Genomic DNA, 2,172 nt, shown 5'->3' with positions numbered 1-2,172 from the left:
CGGGCCCACCCATCCGGGGAATCTGGGCCCCAAATGCCGCAAACAATATCGACTGGCTTTTAGTGCCGAGGTTTATAGTGGGTGCCGTGACCAGCACATACGCCCCAGACACCGTGGTCCGCGCGGGCTGCTACCTACGCATCAGCAGCGACCCCAACGACAAGCGCCAAGGCGTCGACCGCCAGCGCGAAGACACGACGGCACTGTGTGAGATCAAGGGATGGACGCCAGCCGGGTACTACGTCGACAACGACCGCAGCGCGTCCAACGGCAAGGACCGGCCCCAGTGGGACCGCCTGCTGGCCGACCTGAAGGCGGGCAAGGTCGACGCCATCGCAGTCTGGGATCAGGACCGCGGCTGGCGCATGATGGCGGACCTGGAGCGGCTGCGCGAATCACTGGCCGCATTGGGGCGGCCGGTGCTGCTGGCGTCGACCAATCAGGGTGAGATCGACCTGTCCTCACCGACGGGCGTGATGATGGCGCAGGTCAAGACGGCGGTGTCGGAGCACGAGATCGCGATGATGCGGGTGCGGATGCAGCGCGCGGCCAAACAGCGCGCCCAGCAAGGTCGACCGAAGTGGCGCAAGGCATTCGGGTACCTGCCGTATACCGGCAGTAAGCAGGACGACACCGGGGTGCGGGAGATTGACCCGGTGGTCGCGCCGCTGGTGCGGGAGGCGTACCGCAACGTGCTGGCCGGTCGCACCCTCGTCAGCATCGCGGCCGATTGGAACGACGCCGGCCACCACGGGCACAACGGAAAGCCTTGGAGCCCTTCAACTGTCAGCCTGTTTCTGCGGTCGCCGCGCAACGCGGGCCTGCGGGCACACAATGATCAGATCGTCCTGGACGACAACGGGCAGCGCGTCAGGGGCACCTGGCCGCCGCTGGTGGATGAAACCCTCTGGGACGCAACACAAACGTTCTTCGAATCACCGGACCGAAAGCGGCCGGGCCCGAAATCCGTTACCAAGCACCTCCTTACGGGCGTGCTGGTGTGCGGCAAACCCGACTGCGGCGGCCGGTTCGTCGGCAAGTGGCGGATGGTGCAGACCGGCGGGGAGCCGGGGCGGCCGAAGGCTGGCCAGACCAAGCAGTCGACGGGCCGCCGTGAGCACCGAATCACCTACTACTGCCGTCAGTGCCAGTCGGTGTCCATCCGTGCGGAGCATGTCGAGCCGCTGGTGCTGGGCGTCGTGGCGGCGCGGCTGGCCCAACCTGATGCGGTCGACCTGATCCGCAGCACCCAGCTGGACGCCCAGGCGGCGGCGCAGCTGCGTCAGGACCGGCTGACGCTGGCGGCCAAGCTGGACGAGATCGCTGACATGCTGGCCGACGGTGAGTTCACCCGCGAGCAGGCGGCCCGCGCGACGGCCCGCACCAACGACAAGCTGAAGGCGCTGGCCCGGCAGGACGTCGACCACCACCGCCAGGCGGTGCTCGACGCCATCCCCCTGGGCACCGACGGCGTGGCGGCGGCACTGGAGGAACTCGAGCCTGACCAGTACCGCGCGGTGCTCAACGTGGTCTGCGGCATCACCGTCCTGCCGCTCGGCCGGGGCCGAGGCCGGAATGTGGCGCACCGCGACCGGTTGGTATTCGACTGGCGGTCATAGCGACTTGCGACCCCCAGCATCCCCCGCGACACGCCGTCGCGGGGGATTTTTCTTGCCGCGTGAGTGGCAACAGTTCTCACCCGATTGGGCCAGCGCACCGCAGAAGATTCTTATAGCGCGCTAGACAAATACATTGTGGCACAGCATTATTCGCTGTTTGTCGCACTCGTACCGGGCTGTACCGTGGGCCATGGGCCAGTCACCACCGCCAAAGGGCTACTCCGTGACAGGCATACCCATGAACGGAGCTGTATCCCTGTGGACCCCACCGACGCCGACGGCCCGCCACTGACCACCACCGACGTGGCACGCGAACTCGGCTGCTGCCAGCGGACTGTCCAACGCGCGATTCTCGACGGCCGCATCCCCGCGTTCAAAATCCGCGGCACATGGCGCATTCGCCGCGTCGACTTCACCCAGCTGATGAGTCGGCTTGCCGCGCACCCCGATAACCCGCCAACTCCACTGGACCGGGTGAAATGAGCTGCCCGACAACAACGTCCAGAACATCCGCACTGACTGACGCGGACCGCGTGTGGATCGCCAACCTAGT

General features: G+C 66.8%; 2 protein-coding genes. Both read left to right on the top strand.

What is annotated here, in order from left to right; all coding sequences use genetic code 11:
- The first annotated feature begins 86 nt into the window (after nt 1-86).
- Nucleotides 87-1,619: a recombinase family protein gene (locus EB75_RS27950; RefSeq protein WP_073698451.1), complete on the top strand. Its 1,533-nt coding sequence runs from the start codon at nt 87-89 to the stop codon at nt 1,617-1,619.
- A gap of 258 nt (nt 1,620-1,877) precedes the next feature.
- Nucleotides 1,878-2,102: a helix-turn-helix domain-containing protein gene (locus tag EB75_RS29100; RefSeq protein WP_073698450.1), complete on the top strand. Its 225-nt coding sequence runs from the start codon at nt 1,878-1,880 to the stop codon at nt 2,100-2,102.
- Nucleotides 2,103-2,172 lie beyond the last annotated feature (70 nt).

This window comes from Mycobacterium sp. ST-F2 (assembly GCF_001905655.1).
Lineage (GTDB): Bacteria > Actinomycetota > Actinomycetes > Mycobacteriales > Mycobacteriaceae > Mycobacterium.
This window is presented reverse-complemented; position numbering and strand designations above follow the sequence as displayed.